The organism is Kribbella sp. NPDC050281 (assembly GCF_040655855.1).
Lineage (GTDB): Bacteria > Actinomycetota > Actinomycetes > Propionibacteriales > Kribbellaceae > Kribbella.
Window position 1 is genome coordinate 39,164 of sequence record NZ_JBFAKS010000030.1, and the last position, 15,430, is coordinate 54,593.

A 15,430-nucleotide genomic window follows, 5' to 3' on the forward strand; every position below is an offset into this window, starting at 1 on the left:
GCCTACCCGAGCAGGCTGGTGTACAGCTGCACAGTCCGGTCCGCCACGGCGTCCCAGCCGAACTCGGAGACGGCCCGCTCGCGGCCCGCCTTGCCCATCGTCGCCGCCTTGGCCGGCTTGTCGACCAGGTCGTTGATCCCCGCGGCCAGGTCGCGCTCGAACGCGTCGATATCGTTCTCGTCGTACCGGACCAAGGTGCCGGTGACGCCGTCGTCGACCACCTCGGGGATGCCGCCGACCGCGCTGGCGACGACGGCGGTCTCACACGCCATCGCCTCCAGGTTGACGATGCCGAGCGGCTCGTAGACCGACGGGCAGCAGAACGCGAGCGCGTGCGTCAGCACTTGCCGGACCTCGTCGCGCGGGAGCATCTCGGAGACCACGAACACGCCGTCCCGGGCCGCCTTGAGATCGTCGATCAAGGCATCGGTCTCGACCTTCAGCTCGACTGTGTCTGCCGCGCCGGCGAGCAGCACCAGCTGCACCGACGGGTCCAGCCGAAGCCCGGCCCGAAGCAGGTGCGGGACGCCCTTCTGCCGGGTGATCCGGCCGACGAACGTCACGTACGGCCGGCTCAGGTCGACCCCGAGCCGCTCCAGCACGTTGGTCGCCGGATCCGGCCGGTAGAAGTCGGCGTCGATCCCGTTCGAGATCACGTGCACCTTGGCCGGGTCGATCGCCGGGTAGCAGTCCAGTACGTCGTCCCGCATGCCGTTGCTCACCGCGACCACGGCGTCGGCCGCCTCGTACGCCGTCCGCTCGGCCCAGCTGGACAGGCGGTAGCCGCCACCGAGCTGCTCGGCCTTCCACGGGCGGCGCGGCTCCAGCGAGTGAGCGGTCACGACATGCGGTACGCCGTACAGGAGCTTGGCCCAGTGGCCGGCCATGTTCGCGTACCAGGTGTGGGAGTGGACGAGCTGGGAGTCGCCGACCGCGGCCGTCATGGTCAGGTCGGTGGACAGGATGCGCAGCGCCGCGTTCGCCTGCGGGATGCGTGCGTCGTCCTCGGAGTGCGCGGTCGCGCCGAGACGTGGCTCGCCCATGCAGTGCACGTCCACGTCGAGGAGCCGGCGCAGCTCGCGGACCAGGAAGTCCACGTGCACCCCCGCCCCGCCGTACACATCCGGAGGATACTCACGCGTCAGGATGGCGACCTTCATGCGTCCGAGGCTAGGTCATCACGCGACGTGTGTCGGTACCCAGAACCGCAGCTTTCCGTGTCGTTCGTCTTCCAATTCGCCCCCGGCCGCCTGGATCACCTTGCGTGAGCCGACGTTGTCGAGGTCGCAGGTGACCAGCACCGGGTCGATGCCGAGACCGGCGGCGATCGGCAGGGACTGGGTCAGCATCCGGGTCGCGTGACCGTGGTGCCGCGCCGACGGCCGTACGCCGTAGGTGATGTGGCCGCCGAGCTCGATCAGGACCGGGGTCAGGTCGTGACGGATCGACAGCCGGCCGAGCCACTCCTGGCCGTCGACGAACCAGAGCACGGTCTGGTGGACCAGGTCCGGCCGCAGTTCGGTGGCCGGATCCGCCTCGATCCGGATCAGCTCGACCATCCGGGCGAACTCGTCCGGATCCGCGGCCTGCTCGCGGCTCCACTCCTCCTCGTCGCCGCTGATCGCCCGTGCACCCATCCACCGCTCGTCGTCCGGCCCGAACTCGTCCCAGGCAGCGAGGAACGAGCGGTGAACGGCGACCGTAGGTTCGATGAGCGTTGGCATCCCCCCAGTGTCGCGACACTCGCAAGCGCTTATGCACGCCGCCTCCCAGAGCTAAGGTGCGGACATGGCAAAGGCGCCCAGAGTTCTCGGAATCGTGCTGGCCGGTGGCGAGGGCAAGCGGTTGATGCCGCTGACGGCGGACCGGGCCAAACCGGCCGTGCCGTTCGGGGGCAGTTATCGCCTGATCGACTTCGTGCTGTCCAACCTGGTCAACGCCGGGATCCGGAACCTGTTCGTGCTGACGCAGTACAAGTCGCACTCGCTGGACCGGCACGTGACGGTCACCTGGCGGATGTCCACCCTGTTGGGGAACTTCGTCAGCTGCGTACCTGCCCAGCAGCGGCTCGGCCCGCAGTGGTACCAGGGCAGCGCGGACGCGATCTACCAGTCGATGAACCTGATCGACGACTTCAAGCCCGAGGTCATCGTGGTGTTCGGCGCCGATCACGTGTACCGGATGGATGCGGCCCAGATGGTCGCCGCGCATCTGGAGCGTGGGAACGGCGTCACCGTGGCCGGGATCCGGGTGCCGCGGGCCGGGGCGAGCGAGTTCGGCGTGATCAAGACCGGTGCGGACGGACAGAGCATCGAGGAGTTCCTGGAGAAGCCGGCCGACCCGCCGGGACTGCCCGACTCGCCGGACGAGGCGTTCGCCTCGATGGGCAACTACGTGTTCAGCGCCGACGTCCTGGTCGAGGCGCTCCGCAAGGACGCCGCGAACCCGGCCTCCCGGCACGACATGGGCGGCGACATCGTCCCGATGATGGTTGCCGAGGGCAAGGCCGGAGTCTACGACTTCCGCGACAACGACGTACCCGGCGCGCTCGACCGGGACCGCTCGTACTGGCGTGACGTCGGCTCGCTGGACTCCTACCACGAGGCCCACATGGATCTGGTCTCGATCCAGCCGGTGTTCAACCTCTACAACTCCGACTGGCCGATCTTCACCTCGCACCCGCAACTGCCGGGCGCGAAGTTCACCGACGACGCGACCGTCGGTGAGTCGATCGTCTGCCAGGGCTCGATCGTGACCGGCGCGACCGTGGAGACCTCGGTGCTCGGCGCCAACGTGATCGTCAGTGCCGGCGCCTACATCGAGCGCGCGGTGATCATGGACAACTGCAAGATCGGCGCCGGGGCCCGGCTGGTCAACGTGATCCTGGACAAGAACGTGGTCGTCCCGGACGGCGTCGAGATCGGTGTCGACCCGGATCATGACCGCGAACGCGGCTTCACCGTCTCCACGGGCGGCATCACCGTGCTCGGCAAAGGCCAGGTGATCGATCCGCCGGCCGACAAGCCCGCCGAGGTGGACGACGTGGCGGACGACGTGGTGGACGACTTGGCGGAGCCCGCGACGGATGAGGTCGCCGAGGCGTGAGCGCGGAGGCAGAGGCGCTGGAACTCGATGCCGCGGACCCCGGGCATCGCGATCTGTTCGACGTACCGCCGGCGCAGGGTGGCGAGTACCCGGACGTGGCGTACTTCGCCGGGAACTCGCTCGGGCTGCGGCCGCGCGCGACCCGGACCGAGCTGCTCGAGGACCTCGACGCGTGGGCGTCGCTGGGAGTGGAGGGACACCTCGACGCCGGCCGGCCGTGGCTGCCGTACCACGAGCTCCTGACCGGACCGGCGTCACGGCTGGTAGGTGCGCTGCCGAACGAGACCGTGGTGATGAACTCACTCACGGTCAACCTGCACCTGCTGATGGTTTCGTTCTACCGCCCGACCCGCTCGCGGCACCGGATCGTGATCGAGGACTCCGCCTTCCCCTCCGACAGCTACGCCGTACGCTCCCAGGCCCGCTTCCACGGGTACGACGCCGACGACGCGATCATCCGCCTGCGGCCACGCCCGGGCGAGGAGTGCCTGCGTACGGCGGACGTCGTCGAGCAACTGGGCGGCGACGTGGCCCTGGTGCTGCTGGGTGGGGTGAACTACCTGACCGGCGAGCTGATGGACATCCCGACGATCACCAAGGCCGGACATGCGGCCGGTGCGATTGTCGGCTGGGACCTGGCGCACGCGGCGGGGAACGTCCCGCTGGCGCTGCACGAGTGGGGCGTCGACTTCGCCGCCTGGTGTTCGTACAAGTACCTCAACTCCGGGCCGGGTGCGCTCGCCGGCGCCTTCGTGCACGAGCGCCACCTGGGCGGCGACCGGCCGCGGTTCGAGGGCTGGTGGAGCACCGAGGCGTCGACCCGGTTCGAGATGACGCCGGAGTCGCGACCACCCGCGTCCGCGGATGCGTGGCAGGTGTCGAATCCGCCGATCTTCTCGATGAGCCCGGTGCGTACGTCGCTGGAGATCTTCGACAAGATCGGCATCGGTGTGTTGCGCGAACGCAGTCTGCGGTTGACGTCGTACCTGGAGAGGCAATTGAGCGAGGTCATGATCGAGCGGCCGTTGCAGGTCATCACGCCGACGGATCCACAGCGGCGCGGGGCGCAGTTGTCGGTGCGGATCGGTGGTGCGCACGGCGCGGGTGCGCTGGCGAAGCGGTTGCGGTTCGAGTACGGCGTGATCGCGGACTCGCGGGAGCCCGACGTACTGCGCCTGGCGCCGGTGCCGCTGTACTCGACGTACCACGACTGCTGGCGGGCGGCGACGGCTCTGGCTGAGGCGGTGCCGGCATGAAGGTCGCGATCGTCGGGGCCGGGCTGACCGGGAGTCTCCTGGCCTGTTTCCTTGCCCGGCGCGGGTTGTCGGTGACGCTGTACGAACGGCGGCCGGACCCGCGCGTCGGTCAGGCCGAGCGCGGCCGGTCCATCAACCTCGCGATCTCCGAGCGCGGGCTGGATGCGCTGCGGCGGATCGGGCTGGTCGACCAGGTGATGGCGGACGCGTTGCCGATGAAGGGCCGGATGATCCACCCGGTCTCCGGGCCGCTGGACTTCCAGGCGTACTCGGCCGGCGGCAACCGCGCGATCAACTCGATCAGCCGTGGTGCACTGAACAACGCGCTGCTGACGGCAGCCGCGGAGGCTCCGGGCGTGTCGGTCGAGTTCGAGCATCGGCTGGTCGAGTTCGAGTCGCAGGCCGGGCGGATGGTGTTCGCGACGCCGTCGGGGAAGGTCTCGGCCGAGGCCGACGTGGTACTCGGCGCGGACGGCGCCGGGTCCGCGGTGCGCGAGCAGTTGCTTGCCGAGGGCATCGTTGCCGAGGACGTCGACTTCCTCGACTACGGGTACAAGGAACTGTCGATCCCTGCCGCCGACGGTGAGTTCGCGCTTGACCCTGGTGCGCTGCACATCTGGCCGCGAGGTACGTCGATGATGATCGCGCTGCCGAATCCGGATCGCTCCTTCACCTGCACGCTGTTCTGGCCGGCCGGGTCGTTCGACGCGCTGACCTCCGAGGTGGACATCGAGGACCACTTCAGGACGTCGTACCCGGATCTGTTGCCGTTGGCACCGGATCTGGTGGGCGACTACCTGCACAACCCGGTCGGTGTGCTCGGGACCGTGCACACGCTGCCCTGGCAGGCGCACGGGCGGACCGCGCTGATCGGCGACGCGGCGCACGCGATCGTCCCGTTCTACGGCCAGGGCGCGAACTGTGCCTTCGAGGACGTGGTCGAGCTGGACCGCTGCCTCGACGACACCGCCGGGTCGTGGGCTCGGGCGCTGCCGCTGTTCGAGGCGCGGCGCCGGGAGAACTCCGAGGCGATCGCGGAGATGGCGCTCGGCAACTTCGTCGAGATGCGGGACAAGGTCGCGTCGCCCGTCTTCCGCCTCACCAAGCGCATCGAGCACGCCCTGGAACGCCTGCTCCCCGGCACGTATGTCTCCCGCTACGAGCTCGTCTCGTTCTCCACCACGCCGTACGCCGAAGTCCGGCAACGCGTCCATCGGCAGCACCAGGTGCTCGGGTTGGGTGCCGTGGCCGCTGCCGGCGTACTGCTCGGGATCGCACGGAGGAGGAGACGGCGATGAGTCTGTGGACGCCGGAGCTGCTGACCGGGCAGCCCAAGTCGGTGGGGTTGCTGCGGAACTTCGTCGACGGCGAGTTCGTGGAGAGCGGCTCGACGTTCGCGAAGGTGAGCCCGGTGACGGGTGAGCAGATCTTCGACGTCTGCGAGGCGGACGAGTCGGCTGTGGACGCGGCGGTGCAGGCGGCGCGTACGGCGCTGAAGGGACCATGGGGACGTCTCAGCGAGCAGGAACGGGCGGTGGTACTGCGCCGTGTCGCCGACGGACTGGAGCGGCGGTTCGAGGACCTCGTCGCGGCCGAGGTGGGTGATACCGGGAAGTCGATCAGCCAGGCCCGCACGCTCGACATCCCGCGCGGTGCGGCGAACTTCCGTGCGTTCGCCGACTTCGCGACCACGGCTGCTACCGAGTCGTACACGACCGTGCTGCCGGACGGCCGGCGGGCGCTGAACTACGCCGTCCGCAAACCCATTGGCGTGGTGGCGATCGTCGTACCGTGGAACCTGCCGCTGCTCCTGCTCACCTGGAAGGTCGCGCCGGCGCTTGCCTGCGGCAACGCTGTGGTGGTGAAGCCGTCCGAGGAGACACCGGCCTCGGCGACCGTGCTGGCCGAGGTGATGGCGGAGGCCGGCGTACCGCCTGGGGTCTTCAACCTCGTCCACGGTTTCGGCCCGTCGTCGGCGGGGGAGTACCTGACCCGGCATCCCGGTGTCGACGCGATCACGTTCACCGGCGAGTCAGCGACCGGTACGGCGATCGCCAAGGTCGCCGCGGACCGGGTGAAGTCGGTGTCCTTCGAGCTCGGTGGCAAGAACGCCGGCCTGGTCTTCGCGGACGCTGACCTGGACGCCGCGGTCGAGGGATCGGTGCGGTCCGTGTTCACCAACGGCGGCCAGGTCTGCCTGTGCACCGAACGGCTGTACGTCGAGCGCCCGATCTTCACCGAGTTCTGCTCTCGGCTGGCGCAACGAGCATCCGAGCTGACCTACGGCTGGCCGGCCGACGAGGCCACCATGAACATGCCGCTGATCTCGAAACAGCACCGCGACAAGGTCCTCTCGTACTACGACCTGGCCCGATCCGAAGGTGCTGAGGTGCTGACCGGTGGCGGCGTACCGTCGTTCGGCGACGCCCGCGACGGTGGTTGCTACGTGCAACCGACCGTGGTGACCGGCCTGCCGCAGGACGCCCGCGCCACCACCGAGGAGATCTTCGGCCCGATCTGCCACATTGCCCCGTTCGACACCGAGGACGAGGCCTACGCGCTGGCCAACGACAGCGACTACGGCCTGGCGGCCACCGTCTGGACCCGCGACGTCGGCCGCGCGCACCGTGCCGGCCCGGCGCTCGACGTCGGCATCGTCTGGATCAACACGTGGTTCCTCCGCGACCTCCGTACGCCGTTCGGCGGCATGAAGCTGTCCGGCGTAGGCCGCGAAGGCGGCACGCACTCACTGGCCTTCTACTCCGAGCCCACCAACGTCTGCATCGAGCTGACCTGACCTCAGTACGTCGAGGACGGGCGCGACCTTGTCCGCGCCGATGAACTCCCCCAACTCGGTCAGCTCCTCCCCGATCTGGCGCAGCAGATCCGGCAGGTCCTCCGCCAGTGCGCCTTCCACGTAGTTGATCGCGTCGCGCTGCGCTCCGAGCGCGGTCAGGAAGGTGGGTTGGCGGACCAGCCGGCGCAGATCCGGGCGCGGCTGGTCCGCCTCATCGTCCAGTGACTCCAGCGCCGACTCGAGCAACGCTGCCGCGTCGTCGTCGCGGCCCTGGTCGAGACGGATCAGCGCCTGCCGGTACAGCCCCCAGCCGTTCTTCGGATTGAGCTCGGCGCCACGCTCGAAGTCCGCCAGTGCGGCGGCCGTCTTACCCATCGCCTGGTAGGTCTCGCCCCGCCCGATCCAGGCGGTCGCCGTCCGCGGGAGCCGGTCGATCGCCTGGGTGAAGTCGTGCAAGGCCGCCGAGTGGTCGCCGACCACGCGGAGGAAGTACTGGCCGCGGTAGATCAAGGCCCAGCCTTGGTTGCGGGGGATCGTCACCCCGCGGTCGTGGTCGGCGCGGGCCGCGTCGAGGTTTCCGAGCCGCTCGTGCACTCTGGCGCGCCGCGAGAGCGCCCCGGCGCTCCGCCGGGCGACGTCGACGGCACGATCCAGGTCCGCCAGCGCCTGCGTGTACCGGCCTTCCAGTTCTGCGATCTGCGCCCGTGAAACCAGCGCCGAACCGAGAGCGGGATCGAGCTCGATGGCTCGATCGAGGTCGTCCAAGGCCCCGTCGAGATCACCGTGATCCAGCCGGATGGACCCACGCTGGTCGAACGCCAGTGCCGACAACGGGTCGAGTTCGAGGGAGCGCTCGGCGTCCACGACCGCGCCGTCGTACTGGCCCGCGGCGGCTCTCATCCCGGCCCGGATCCCGAACGTCGGACCACGGGTCGGATCGAGCTCGAGCACCCGGTCGAGGTCGGCGAGTCCCCGGGAGCGACGGCCCGACCGGTCGTACACCAGCGCCCGCGTCGTGAGCGCCGACAGGTCGTCGGGGCTCAACTCGAGGGCGCGGTCGAGATCCCGCAGCGCATCGTCGTACCGGCGCGCGCTCAGATGCAGGTCGGCTCGCGCGCGCAGCAGGACCGGGTTGTCCGGATCGGTCCGGATCCTCGCGGTGAAGTCGGCCACCCCTCGCGACAACTCGCCGGAGCGCTCGTAGACCCGGGCTCTGATCGTGAACGACCACCGATCGCCCGGATCCGCCGCGATCGCTCGGTCGAGATCTGCCAGTGCGTCGGCGTACTGCCCCAGGGACAGGAGGATATCGGCCCGATCGTCGAGTGCCGCGGTGTACTGCGGGTCGAGTTCGACGGCCTTGTCGAGGTCGGCCAGCGCCTCGCGCTCCATCCGCTGATCGCGCCAGAGCCGGGCCCGGGACAGCAGGACCCAGGTGTCTGTCGGTGCCAGGGCGTGCGCATGATCCAGATCCGTCTTCGCCTCGGCGAAGCGTCGCAGGTCCCGGTAGATCGAGCTCCTGACCGTGAGGTAGTAGGCGTCGCCCGGGCGTAGTTCGATCACGCGATCGATGTCCTCGAGGGCGGCGTCGTACTTGCGAAGACGCCGGCTGATCGAGCTCCGGGAGGAGTAGGCACCCGCGTAGTCGGGGGCGATCCGGATGGCCTCGCCGAGGTCCTCGAAGGCCTTGTCGTAGTCGCCGAGATCGGCGTGGATCCGTCCGCGCGGGCCGACGATCCAGCTGCGGCCGGGCAGCAGGGCGTCCGCCCGGTCGAGGTCCCGCCGGGCAGCCTCGTAGTCCTTCAGGCGCTCGTGCAGCCGGCTGCGTTCGGTGAGGGCGCCCGCTCGGTGGTAGGTGCTCAGCAGCGGATCCAGGGCGAGGCCGTCGAGGAGGAGCAGTTCGTCGCTCGTCGATCCCTGGAGCAGGATGGTCAGCTGCTCGCCGCGGGACCGGATCTCGTCGGTGTCGGAGTCATCGCCCGCCTGGGCGATCATCTGGGCCCACTTGGCCGTGCTGTCGCTGGTCCGGCCGTAGGCGTCGATCAGCCCTTCCAGTGCGTTCGGCAGCTCGGGTACGCCGCCCGCGCACAGCTTGTGGTACGTGGACTCGAGCTTCAACTCGCGCCAGCGGGCGTCCCGCCAGCGCTTCGTGGGACCGAGATCGAGCTCTGCCAGCCGCTCGCGGTAGTGGTCGGCCAGAGCCCGCTGGCGTTCGGTCCAGTCGGGGACGGAGGCGCGCCGCAGCGAGCGGAGCATCGGCGTACGGACGACGTCGTGGTAGCGGTAACCGTCGGCATGGGCGGAGACGAAGGGGAGGCGACGGAGCGAATCGAGGTCGACGGTCGTTCCGGCGGCCACCTCGAGGATGTCGCGGTCGAGCCGACGGGGGATCGCGCCGGCCAGGATGGCCGCCTGCCGGTCCTTGTCCCGCACCTCCCGGAGAAAGCGATCGACGGCGGTCTCGGCGTGATCCGTCGATCCGGCGGTGCCGCGAGCCGCCGATTCCGCCAGCAGGGCGACGAGAATCGGCAGACAGCCGGAGAGCCGGAGGATCACGTCAACGGTGCCGGGATCGACGATCCGCTCGGTGGCGAGGAGCTCGCGCGCTTCCGCCTCCGTGAACACCTGCAGTTCAATGTCGACGCGGAGGTTCCGCAGGCCGGCCCACTGGTTCGGGTCGAGTGGATGCTGACCGGACACCGTCACCACGATGTCGGCCGGCAACTTGCCGCAGGTGCCGCGCAGAAGGGCCAGCAACCAGCCGTTGAGGGCGGGGCCGGTCCGCTCGAAGGTGTCGATGAACAGCGCGATCTGCCGGCGCTGGCCGATCTTGCGGAGATCGGTGACGAACGCCGTGCTGAGCGCCTCGACCGGTGACAGCAGCAGCTCGAGATCGTCGTGCCGAGTGATCTTGCCGGCCAGGTAGGCACGGTACTGGTCGACCCGCGACGCTACCTCGTTCTCGTCGATCGCACCGGCCAGCACGCCGGCGATGGGGATCTCGCCGGCCGCACGGATCCCGAGCCGGACCGCCGCCCGGGTCAGCACCGACGAGATCCCGGACGGGGCGCCAGGATCGGAGTCGACGCTGAGACGCAGTTTGCGGTACTGCCTCAGCCTGCTGTCGAAACCGCGGCAGGCGGACCCGGAGGCGGCCAGACCGCGGGCGAGCTGCTCGATCGCGGACAGTACGTCGAACGCCTCGTCGACGTACGCGGTGGCACATTTCCTCTTGGTCGCGGCGGCCTGCCAGCGCTGGACCAGCGAGGTCTTGCCGACGCCGGCGTCGCCGTACAGGCTGACGACGAAGCGGCGGCGGGGATCGTTGGGCCGCAGCGCCAGGTTCTGCTCGAACAGCTGCAGCGGCTCGGTGCGCCCGACGAACGTGCCGGCGTCCCGGGACTCCAGGATGTCTTGCAGCGAGAAGTCCTCGTCGGTCACCCGTTCGATCGTAGTGGAGGGCGGGGTGAGTGGCCACGCGACGCCGGTGCGGCAGGTACTTGGCGGATGGTGGGTGGTGGGCAAGGATGCTGACATGGCCGACGCGACGGTGGTGGCGGGGAAGGCGGTGCCGCGGGGGCGGTTTCCGCACGTGAAGGTGAGCGGTGGGTTCGCCTTCGTGTCGGGGACTTCCAGCCGGTTGCCGGACAACACCATCGCGGGTGCCTCGGTCGACGAACTCGGCACGGTGTCGCTGGACATCAAGGTGCAGACCCGGGCGGTGCTGGAGAACATCCGGGACATCCTGGCGGCGGTCGGCGCCGGACTCGACGACCTGGTGAGCGTGACGACGTACCTGGTGTCGATGAACGACTTCGGGGGTTACAACGAGGTGTACGGCGAATTCTTCGACGAGTCCGGGCCGGCCCGGACGACCGTCGCAGTCCATCAGCTGCCGCATCCCCAGCTGCTGATCGAGATCCAGGCCGTAGCGGCGATCCCGCAAGGTGCAAAGGAGTAGGGCATGGCGAATCTGGAGTCGACGAACTTCCCGCAGTGGATCGAGGAGAACAAGCATCTGCTGAAGCCGCCGGTCGGCAACAAGCAGATGTTCCCGACCGGGGACGACTTCATCACGATGGTGGTCGGCGGTCCGAACCAGCGGACCGACTTCCACGTGGACCCGTACGAGGAGTTCTTCTACCAGATCAAGGGCGAGCTCCGGGTCGACGTCGTCACCGACGACGGCCCCGCCACCGTTGAGGTGAACGCGGGAGAGATGTGGGTGCTGCCGCGGAACATGCCGCATTCGCCGCAGCGCGGGCCGGACTCGATCGGACTGGTGATCGAGCGGGTCCGGGAGCCGGGCACGCTGGAGAAGTTCCGCTGGTACTGCGCCAACTGCCACGGGATCGTGCACGAGGTCGAGCTCCAGGTGACCGACATCGTGGCCGACCTGCCACCGGTGTTCAAGGCCTTCTACGACAGCGAGGACGCGCGCACCTGCCCGGACTGCGGCACGCTGCACCCGGGTAAGGCCTGATGGCTGTTGATGTCCACACGCATCTGGTGCCGAAGGGCTGGCCGGATCTCTCGGTAGCGTGCGGCGGCGACGGCTGGCCGTGGCTGCGGATCGACTCCGAGCGGGCCGCGATGATCATGGTCGGCTCGACGGAGTTCCGCCCGATCGGTCCACAGGCGTGGGATCCCGCCGTACGCCGTACCGACATGGATGCCGACGGCATCGATCTGCAGGTGGTCTCGCCGACGCCGGTGTTCTTCGGCTATGACCGGCCTGCCGGCCAGGCCGTCAAGCTGGCCCGGATCTTCAACGACCTGACCCTGGAGACGCTCGCCGGGGACAGCCGCTTCGTCCCGTTCTGCCAGGTGCCGTTGCAGGATCCGGACGCCGCCTGCGCCGAGGTCGACCGGTGCCGGGCCGCCGGTCACGCCGGTGTCGAGATCGGCAACCATGTCGGCGACAAGGACCTCGACGACGCCGGAATCGTTGCCTTTCTCAAGCACTGCGCGGAGACCGGGATGCCGGTCCTGGTGCATCCGTGGGACATGCCGGCCGGTCCGCGGCTGGATCGCTGGATGGCCCGCTGGCTGACCGGGATGCCGGCCGAGACGCATCTGTCCGTCCTGGCGATGATCCTCGGCGGGGCCTTCGACGCGTTGCCGCCGTCGCTGCGGATCTGTTTCGCCCACGGCGGCGGGAGTTTCGCGTTCTGGCTGGGGCGGCTGGAGAACGCCTGGCACCGGCGCGGTGACATCGTGCGTGGTTGCTCCGAGCACCCACCCTCTCACTACCTGGATCGGTTCGTGGTCGACACGGTCGTGTTCGAATCAGCGCCTTTGCGGCTACTTGTCGATACCTTGGGAGATGATCGGGTACTGGTCGGCAGTGACTATCCGTATCCACTGGGCGAGCGGCCGGTCGGGGAGGTGGTACGGAAAGCCGGTTTCCTGTCCGCGGACCAGCGGCACAAGCTGCTGTCCACGAACGCTCTGCACTTTCTCGGGAGGTCAGAGCAGCCTCGGGAGGTCTGATGAGTGAAGACCGATCGGTTCTGACCCGCGCGGCCCGTGAGCCCGACGAGGAGCTCCGGTACGGCGACCACGCGGACCAGGTGATCGACTACTGGCATGCCAAGGAGTACCGGCCGCTGATCGTGTTCGTGCACGGTGGCTTCTGGCGGCCGGAGTACGACCGCAAACACGCCCGTCCGCTCGGTGAGGCCCTCTCCGACCTCGGCTGGCCGGTGGTGTCCCTGGAGTACCGTCGCGAGCCCGGCGACCCGGACGCGAGTACGTCGGACGTCCGTGCGGCGATCGAGTCGCTGCCGGACCTGGTCGACGTCCATGCCGGCTACGTGCTGGTCGGCCACTCGGCAGGGGGACAGCTCGCGTTGTGGGCAGCCTCGACGCTGAACCCGGTCCGGCTCCGCGGTCTGGTCGCGCTGGCCCCGGTCGCGGATCTCGTGATGGCCGACCGGCTCGGCCTGGACAAGGGCGCCGTACAGGACTTCATCGGCGACGGCGTACGCAACGACCTCGACCCGGTGCACCTGCCCGCCGCGATCGCCCCGATCAGCATCATCCACGGCACGGTCGACAGCCACGTCCCACTCAGCGTCACCGAGTCCTACTTCACCGCCCACCCCACCGCCCACCTCAACCGCGTCGAAGGCGCCGGCCACTACGACCTGATAGACCCCCAAAGCCCCCACTGGCACGAACTAACCGCAGAACTGACCCGCCTGACGGGTTGAAGGCCCTAGTTCTGGCCTTTCTGACCGAGGCGGTGTACAGCTCGACAGGTAGTGCACCTGCGAGACACCGTACACAGGCCGCCATGTGCGCTCAGCTGCACTACCTGTCGGCGAGATACTTCCTGTCCAGCCGCACGTGGACAGCAGTTGGTTGCCGAGGGCACCGGTAGCGCGGTCCTTGCCGCCTGGCGGGTTACAGTGCGCTATCGGCTGGATAACCTGCCAGCGGGTGCGCATCACTGCCGGTTTGCTGGCATGTCGGCGGAGGGGTACGCCGTCTGCGACCAGAGCAGCCTGTCGAGATGCCGCAGCCCAACGTTCGGCGGGTCAGCTCTGTGTGGCGCTCAGTGGAGGCGTTTGGCGGCGGTGAGGAGGCCTTCGGAGGTGGGGAGGAGGGCTGAGACCAGGTTGTCGTCGTCGCGGACTGCTCGGAGCAGGTCGCGGAGGGCGTTGGTGTCGGGGTCGCGGTGAGCGGGGTCGGCGACTCGGCCGCCGGTGAGGATGCCGGCGAAGACGACCAGGCCGCCGGGGCGGAGCAGGCGCAGTGCCTCGTGCAGGTACGCCGTGTTCTCGCGCCGGTCCGCATCGCAGAAGACCAGGTCGTAGTGCCGGTCGGTGAGCCGGGTGACCACGTCGAGCCCGGAGCCCGCGATCAGGCGGAACCGGTTCGACGGGACGCCGGCGTCCAGGAACGTCTTGCGGGCGAGCCGCTGGTTCTCGGCGTCGATGTCCACCGTGGTGAGGGTGCCGTCCGCGCGCATCCCGCGCAGCAGGGCCAGCCCGGAGACGCCGGTGCCGGTGCCGATCTCGACCACGGCTCTGGCGCTCACGCCGGCCGCGAGCATGCTCAGCGCGGCCGCGGCACCGGGACCGATCGCGGCGATGCCGCTGTCCTCGGCACTCGCCCGCGCACCGGTGACGACTTCGTCCTCACCGGTGTAGTCCTCGGCGTATGCCCAGGACGTCGGGTCGATGCCGGTGGCGATGATGCCCTCCCAAGGTTCTGCCGCTGCGCTACTCATGCTGAGTCAGAAGCCTAGCGGCACGAGGGCCTCATTCCGTGTCTCCCGCGCTGGGACTGCGTACTCTTGCTCATAACTCTGCCACTTGAGTCAGATATGATCGACCTCGGCAGCCATGAGGCACCCACGGGAGGGAGGTACGGCGTGTTGAGGGTCCTAGGAGCGGATGACGTCGATGCCGGCTTCCTTGAAGACGGCCAGCTGGCTCTCGTCGGCCTGCGCGTCGGTGACGAGGGTGTCGATCTCGCTCAGCTCGCAGATCCGCGCGAACGCGCGCTGGCCGAGCTTGGAGGAGTCGGCGACCACGACGACCTTGGCGGCCCGGCTGACGATCAGCTGGTTGATGTTCGCCTCGCCCTCGTGGTGGGCGGTGGCGCCGGTCTCGTCGATCCCGTCGACGCCGATGAAGGCGATGTCCAGGGACAGGTCGGCCAGGATCCGGTGCGACAGCGGCCCGATCATCTCGTAAGACTGCGGCCGGGCCACGCCGCCGGTGAGCACCATCTTGACGTGCGGCCGGACGATCAGCTCGTTGGCGATGTTCAGCGCGTTGGTGACGAGGGTGAACGCGGGCTCGCCATGCTCGGCGGACAGCTCCGGCCGGGTCGCCAGCGTGCGGGCCACCTCGGAGATCGTGGTGCCGCCGTTCATCCCGATCACCATGCCGCGGCGGACCAAAGTGGCCGCGGCTTGCGCGATCCGCTGCTTCTCGGACGCGAAACGCGCAGTCTTGTAGCGCAGCGGCAGGTCGTACGACACCGCGTTGGCCACCGCGCCACCGCGGGTCCGGGTGAGGAGCTGCTGCTTGCCGAGGTGGTCCAAATCGCGCCTGATCGTGGCTGCCGAGACGTGCAACTGCTCGGCGAGCTCGTCGACGTCGATGGCGCCCTTCTCGGCGAGCGACTCGAGCAAGGTGTTGAGGCGTTCATAACGCTTCACCCGGGGCTCCTCCTTCACACAATCGGTCAGCCGGGTGGCGGCTGGTTGGCACCATTCGATCACGTTCGAGCAGTTTCGACCATGACATCTAGGGAG

At 69.0% G+C, this 15,430-nt stretch carries 12 protein-coding genes and 1 pseudogene; 8 read left to right on the top strand and 5 right to left on the bottom strand.

The genetic code is table 11. From position 1 onward, the window contains the following. Positions 1-2 precede the first annotated feature (2 nt). Positions 3-1,160, bottom strand: a complete 1,158-nt coding sequence (gene glgA / locus AB0I34_RS28750; RefSeq protein WP_360450959.1) for a glycogen synthase — start codon at positions 1,158-1,160, stop codon at positions 3-5. A gap of 18 nt (positions 1,161-1,178) precedes the next feature. Next, the gene (locus tag AB0I34_RS28755; RefSeq protein ID WP_360450961.1) at positions 1,179-1,724 is read right to left on the bottom strand and encodes a GNAT family N-acetyltransferase; all 546 of its coding nucleotides are present in this window, start codon (positions 1,722-1,724) and stop codon (positions 1,179-1,181) included. Between the two features lie 64 nt (positions 1,725-1,788). On the opposite strand from AB0I34_RS28755, the pseudogene glgC reads away from it, so the two are divergent. The 4 genes and pseudogenes from glgC to AB0I34_RS28775 form a co-directional block, all read left to right on the top strand. Beyond that, positions 1,789-2,997, top strand: a pseudogene (glgC, locus tag AB0I34_RS28760) (glucose-1-phosphate adenylyltransferase); the annotation flags it as partial. Positions 2,998-3,101: 104 nt separating this feature from the next. Further along, entirely contained in the window at positions 3,102-4,361 is a 1,260-nt protein-coding gene (gene kynU, locus AB0I34_RS28765) for a kynureninase (RefSeq protein ID WP_360450963.1), read from the top strand. After that, positions 4,358-5,659, top strand: a complete 1,302-nt coding sequence (locus AB0I34_RS28770) for an NAD(P)/FAD-dependent oxidoreductase (protein ID WP_360450966.1) — start codon at positions 4,358-4,360, stop codon at positions 5,657-5,659. Before kynU ends, AB0I34_RS28770 begins: the two co-directional genes overlap by 4 nt. Further along, on the top strand, positions 5,656-7,158 hold the full coding sequence (locus AB0I34_RS28775) for a 2-hydroxymuconic semialdehyde dehydrogenase (protein ID WP_360450969.1): 1,503 nt from the start codon (positions 5,656-5,658) through the stop codon (positions 7,156-7,158). Before AB0I34_RS28770 ends, AB0I34_RS28775 begins: the two co-directional genes overlap by 4 nt. Here the strand turns inward: AB0I34_RS28775 and AB0I34_RS28780 are convergent. Continuing rightward, positions 7,108-10,599, bottom strand: a complete 3,492-nt coding sequence (locus tag AB0I34_RS28780; RefSeq protein WP_360450972.1) for a tetratricopeptide repeat protein — start codon at positions 10,597-10,599, stop codon at positions 7,108-7,110. The two genes, AB0I34_RS28775 and AB0I34_RS28780, sit on opposite strands and share 51 nt — an antisense overlap. 94 nt (positions 10,600-10,693) lie before the next feature. Here AB0I34_RS28780 and AB0I34_RS28785 point away from each other — a divergent pair, with 94 nt between their 5' ends. From AB0I34_RS28785 to AB0I34_RS28800, 4 genes are read left to right on the top strand one after another with little or no spacing between them, the layout of a single operon-like run. After that, a complete protein-coding gene (locus tag AB0I34_RS28785) occupies positions 10,694-11,119 on the top strand; it encodes a RidA family protein (protein WP_360450975.1) in 426 nt (141 codons plus the stop codon). Positions 11,120-11,122: 3 nt separating this feature from the next. Next, positions 11,123-11,641: a 3-hydroxyanthranilate 3,4-dioxygenase gene (locus AB0I34_RS28790; protein WP_360450978.1), complete on the top strand. Its 519-nt coding sequence runs from the start codon at positions 11,123-11,125 to the stop codon at positions 11,639-11,641. Beyond that, the gene (locus AB0I34_RS28795; RefSeq protein ID WP_360450980.1) at positions 11,641-12,651 is read left to right on the top strand and encodes an amidohydrolase family protein; all 1,011 of its coding nucleotides are present in this window, start codon (positions 11,641-11,643) and stop codon (positions 12,649-12,651) included. Before AB0I34_RS28790 ends, AB0I34_RS28795 begins: the two co-directional genes overlap by 1 nt. Further along, positions 12,651-13,373 (top strand): alpha/beta hydrolase, encoded by a 723-nt coding sequence (locus AB0I34_RS28800; RefSeq protein WP_360450983.1) that lies wholly within the window; start codon positions 12,651-12,653, stop codon positions 13,371-13,373. Before AB0I34_RS28795 ends, AB0I34_RS28800 begins: the two co-directional genes overlap by 1 nt. A 344-nt stretch (positions 13,374-13,717) precedes the next feature. Here the strand turns inward: AB0I34_RS28800 and AB0I34_RS28805 are convergent, their stop codons facing one another. Both AB0I34_RS28805 and AB0I34_RS28810 read right to left on the bottom strand, forming a co-directional pair. Beyond that, on the bottom strand, positions 13,718-14,395 hold the full coding sequence (locus tag AB0I34_RS28805; protein WP_360450986.1) for an O-methyltransferase: 678 nt from the start codon (positions 14,393-14,395) through the stop codon (positions 13,718-13,720). Positions 14,396-14,551: 156 nt separating this feature from the next. Continuing rightward, positions 14,552-15,334 (bottom strand): DeoR/GlpR family DNA-binding transcription regulator, encoded by a 783-nt coding sequence (locus AB0I34_RS28810; protein WP_112244167.1) that lies wholly within the window; start codon positions 15,332-15,334, stop codon positions 14,552-14,554. Positions 15,335-15,430: the final 96 nt, after the last annotated feature.